The sequence below is a fragment of the Roseateles sp. P5_E11 genome (genome assembly GCF_054049355.1).
Genome location: NZ_JBFUMO010000432.1, coordinates 1 through 5,100, shown reverse-complemented (window position 1 = coordinate 5,100; position 5,100 = coordinate 1). Strand labels below are relative to the sequence as shown.

Genomic DNA, 5,100 nt, shown 5'->3' with positions numbered 1-5,100 from the left:
CGTGCTGCTGGACGAGGTCGAGAAGGCCCACCCCGACGTGCACGAACTCTTCTTCCAGGTCTTCGACAAGGGCTGGATGGAGGACGGCGAAGGCCGCATGATCGACTTCAAGAACACCATCATCCTGCTGACCAGCAATGTGGGTTCCGAGCTCATCATGAACATGTGCCGCGACCCCGAGCTGCTGCCCGACCCCGAGTCGCTGGCCACGGCCCTGACCGAGCCGCTGCAGAAGGTTTTCCCGCCGGCGCTGCTGGGCCGCATCGTCACGATCCCCTACTACCCGCTGAGCGATGAGATGCTGGCCCGCATCGTGCGTCTGCAGCTCGGCCGCATCGTCAAGCGCGTCGCCGAGAACCACCGCATCCCGTTCGAGTACAGCGACGCAGCGGTGGAGCTCATCGTCAAGCGCTGCAACAACGCGGAGTCGGGCGGCCGCATCATCGACGCCATCCTGACCAACACGGTGCTGCCCAAGGTGTCGATTGAATACCTGTCGCGCACGGCGTCGGGCCAGCCGCTGCAGAAGGTCAGCCTCGGCGTGGCCGATGGCGACTTCTCCTACGCCTTTGATTGAGACGAGCAGATGGTGGCCGTAGTGACTTCCCGGGCCGAGCGCYGGGCCGCTCCCAAGCCGGCCCGCCAGGCGATGTGCTTGTGGCTCAATGCCGCAAGCATCGCCGTCCCCTCGGGGGCTTCGGCTGGACACGGTGCGCCCAGTGGGCGCGCTGTGCCTGCCGAAGAGCTGCGGCGCAAGACGCAGCGCGGTCTGCAAGACCGGTCGATGTACTCATCGGACGAGGGGCCGACACATGTCTAGTGTGATGTCCATCACCACCAAGCTCGGTGGTGACAAGTTGCTGGTGCTGCGCATGGAGGGCCGGGAGCAACTGGGAGCGCTGCCCGAGTGGCAGGTCGACCTGGTCGGCAATGTCAGCCTGCTGGGCGTGCGCGAGTCCATCGACCTGCACGCCCTGCTGGGCTCGCGTGCCAATGTCAGCATCGAGCATGGCGCCAAGCGTCACTTCAATGGTTTCATCACCGAAGTCCAGCGCGGTGAACGCCATGGCCGCTTTGACTCCTTCCGCATCACCATGCGGCCCTGGACCTGGTTCGCCACGCGCACGCGCAACTCCAAGGTGTTCCAGAACAAGAGCGTGAAGGACATCGTCACCGCCGTCCTCACGCCCTACAGCGCCGACTTCGCCTGGCGGCTGCAGGACGCCGCGGTCTACAAGCCGCTCGAGTACTGCGTGCAGTACCAGGAATCGGACTTCGACTTCGTCAGCCGTTTGCTGGAAGAGTTCGGCATCTACTATTTCTTCGAGCACACCAGCACCACCCACACCCTGGTGCTGATCGACTCGATGGGCAAGCACAAGGCCAAGACGGGCGACAAGACCGTCAAATGGTCCCACAAGCTCGATGCCACCAAGCCCACCCTCGTCGACTGGAAGATGGTCGAGGAGGTGCATTCGGTCAAGGCCGTTGTGCGCGACTACGACTACCTCGCGACGGCGTCTGCCATCCAGCAGGAGCACAGCGCGCTGCCCACGGCGGCGACCGCCAAGCTCGGTGACGCCGAGGTCTATGAGTTCCCGGCGCGTGCGGTGCAAAACCAGGTCAAGCCCGACGCGCAGCCGACCGCAGCGGCCGCCATTCGCGTCGCCAAGATGCGGCTGGAAGAGCTGCAGTCGCTGCAGCAGATCTACACCGGCACCACCAACTGCAACGACATCACGGTGGGCGCCACCTTCGATCTCGAAGACGCCCTCAATGCGGCCGACGACGACAGCTACCTGATCGTCGGCATGAATTTCCACGCCGAGTTCGCCGACCACGAGGCCATCGACGATCTCAGGTCCCTGCCGCGCCGCCGCGACGGCGTGATCGCCAATCTCATGTGCATCAGCACGGGCGGCAATGCCTTCCGCCCGCAGCGCCGCACGCCGCGGCCCATCATGTACGGGCCGCAGACGGCCATCGTCGTCGGCGCCTCGGGCAACGAGGTGGAGACCGACAAGCACGGCCGCATCAAGGTGCAGTTCCACTGGGACCGCCTGGGCGAGAACAACGAAAACAGCTCCTGCTTCGTGCGCCTGTCCCAGCCCTGGGCGGGCAAGGGCATGGGGCTGTGGATGATCCCGCGCGTCGGCCACGAGGTGGTCGTCAGCTTCATCGGCGGCGACCCCGACCGACCCCTCATCACGGGCTCGGTGCACAACGACATCAACACGCCCATCTATCCCCTGCCCGCCAATTCCGACATCAGCGGCTGGCGCACCCACTCGACCAAGAACGGCGCGGCCGACGCCCGCCACGAACTGCGTTTCGACGACAAGACGGGCAAGGAATACGTCTGGCTGCAGTCGCAGAAGAACTTCCATCGCCACGTGAAGGAAGACGCCTTCGACTGGATCGAGATGAACGAGACCAAGAAGGTCAAGCTCACGCGCAAGGAGGTCGTCGGCGAGAACTGGTATGTCAACGTCGGCAAGGACGTCATGCACGACCTCGGCAAGGACTTGCACACCAAGGTCGCCGGTGACATCTTCACCACGGGTGCGGCCACCTACCAGCTCAAGCTTGAGAAAGACTTCAACGCCAAGGTCGGTGCCGACTACGGGCTTGACGTCACCGGCAAGACGGCCGTCAAGGCCGGCGGCGACATCAACCTGCAAAGCGGCGGCGCGGGCAACTTCAAGACGACCGGCAACCTGGTCGGCGAGGCCGGTGCCAAGCTGTCGCTGAAGGCCACAGCCGACCTGTTGATGCAAGCCGTCAACATCAAGGCCAAGGGCAGCGCCGAGATCGTGCTGGAGGCCACGGCCGGCATCAAGATCGTCTGCGGCGGCTCGGTCATCACGCTGGGCCCGGCGGGCGTCACCATCGACGGCCCCCTCGTCAAGGTCAACTGTGGCGGTGGCGGCGGCTCCGCCGGCGCAGCCGAGAGCGCGGCCGCGGCCGAGCCCAAGGCGCCGGAAGACGCCATGAACCAGGAACTGCTGACGTCCGCCAAGGCCACGGACTACGACAAGCTTTTTGAAGACCCCTTGACCGTCGGCCAAGAGGCGCCAAACACCGCCGCCGCGGCCAATGCGAGCGCGGACGCCGCAGCAGCGGCCAAGGCCGCCGCTGAAGCCGCCGCGGCCGCCGCCGCCGCTGCGGCCCGTGCGGCCAAGATCCGCGCTGCCGCCCTCGCCGGCGCTGCCGCCGCCCTCGCCGCAGGAGGCGCCGCAGCGGCTGCCTTGGCCGCGGCCGCGGCCGGCGGCGGAGGCGGGGCGGAGGACAACGAGGACGACGCCAAGAACGCCGACGCAGCCGCGCCACCTCCCGACGACGCCGCAGGTCCCGAGGGCGGCGGAGGGCCGGCTTGAACGCTGCCGCTCTGGCCACGGCCCAGATCCGATCAGCACTGTGGGACCGGCCGGACGGGCGCGTGCATGCCGTCGTCGACGGTGGTGTCATCCCCGGCCTGCTGGAACGGCTGCAGGCCGGGCAGTCCGTCGGCTGGGACTGCCTGCAGCGCGGCGCCCTCAAGCCCGAGGCCGCCGCGCAGGCGGCCTACATCGTCGAGCTGCAACCCGAGGCCGATCTCACCCGTTGGTTGCTCGGTGAAGCCTGCACCGCCTTCGAGGGATGGGGTGTGCTGATGACGTCCAACCGGCCGCTGCTCGCCATGCGCGAGCACAGCCGTGACCTCGCGGAGGTGCGCACGCCCGAGGGCCGCCGCCGGCCCTGGCGCTGGTGGGACCCCGAGCTGCTGGCCCTGCTGCTGCCCGGCCTCGCGCCGTCGCAGCTCGACGCCTTCTTCGCGGCCGGGCAGCAGCTTGTCTGCCCGGCCGCGAAGCGCTGGACCTGGTGGCAGCGCCTGAACGGCGTGCTGGACAGCCAAGCCCGGGAGCGGGTGAACTGATGCTCCAACTCAACGCGGATCAGCTGGAAAAAGTCGAGGCCCTGCAGCTCAAGCGCGACTCGCGCGAGCTGCTGCAACTGCTGGGCAGCGCCTGGCCCGAGGTCGCCGAACAGCTCCAGGCCCGCTGGCCAGCCTTCATCGACGTGGCGCTGGAGCACGGACAGCAAATCGGCTTGCGCCATGTCGCTGAGCTGGCCCGTTATGCCTCGCTGTGCTGCCTGTGGGGCGCGGGCTTCGAGGCCAAGCCGCGCTTCGAATGGGCAGCGGCCATTGCTGCCGACGCCACGCTGAGCCCGACGCTGCGCCTTCACCAGCTCACCCATCGCTCCCGCGAGGAACTGGTGCGCCGCGCCGCCAAGGCCGCCCCAACCGGCGACGCGATGACACCCGCCGGCTACGACAAGGCCCTGGCCGCCGTTGAAGCGGGGCTCGGCCGTGCAGCGCGCGGCCGAGCCATCTTTCTCGACCAGCCGCCGCCGCCCCGGCCCAAGGCCTGCGATCTCGCCGCCATCACCTTCGCCGTYGCCGAGCCCAAACCGCTGCAGGCCTACCAGGGCCAGGACGGCAGCTGGCGGCGCGTCGACCTGGCGCCCTGGGCGCCGCAGCCAGAAACCTTGTCCACACCGCTGGAAGAACCCCGCCTGCTGCCGGTGCTCAGCCGCGCCGTGGGCGCAGGCGCGAGCGCGCGGCTGCAGCTCGCGGTCAGCACCGAAGCCACCTGTGACACCCATCATCCCGACGTGCTGCATGCAACCGGCGCCGGCCGCCTGACCTGGCGCGGCGCCGACACTGCTCGCCTGAGCTTGACGCTGCATGCGCCGCCCAGCCCGCCGCCCGACCCCAAGCTCGGCCCCGCCGGCATCGCCCACGGCGAGCCGCCCGATGTGCAGAGCGTCAGCATCAGCAGCTGCGGCATCCGCAACGCGGGCGCGCCACTGGGCCGCATCGAGCTCGGCCTGCAGGTGCATGCCGCCACGCAGCGCCTTGTCGAAGTCAGGCATGGCGCACTGCCCGCCCAGGCCTGGCCCGTCGAAGGCGAAGCCCCGCTGCTGAACGCGGCCGGTACCGCCTGCCATCTCGAAGCCGATGGCCATACCGAACCCGCACCGGCCTGGCTGAAGGCCTGGCAGACGCTCCAGCCGTTGAGCCGCGCCGGGCTCGAAAAACTCTTCATCGCCTGGTCT

The 5,100-nt window shown here is 68.4% G+C and carries 4 protein-coding genes; all 4 read left to right on the top strand.

Going from position 1 to position 5,100, the window contains the following annotated elements; genetic code table 11:
- Positions 1-577: AAA family ATPase (locus tag ACXJKR_RS23865; protein ID WP_457324926.1), on the top strand; the 577-nt coding region annotated here is incomplete at its 5' end.
- 247 nt (positions 578-824) lie between these two features.
- A complete protein-coding gene (locus ACXJKR_RS23860) occupies positions 825-3,377 on the top strand; it encodes a type VI secretion system Vgr family protein (RefSeq protein WP_056194113.1) in 2,553 nt (850 codons plus the stop codon).
- Positions 3,374-3,916, top strand: coding sequence for a DUF4123 domain-containing protein (locus ACXJKR_RS23855; protein WP_082532484.1), 543 nt, complete (start codon positions 3,374-3,376; stop codon positions 3,914-3,916). Before ACXJKR_RS23860 ends, ACXJKR_RS23855 begins: the two co-directional genes overlap by 4 nt.
- On the top strand, positions 3,916-5,100 hold a 1,185-nt coding region (locus ACXJKR_RS23850; protein WP_457324925.1), incomplete at its 3' end, for a hypothetical protein. The genes ACXJKR_RS23855 and ACXJKR_RS23850, both read left to right, overlap by 1 nt.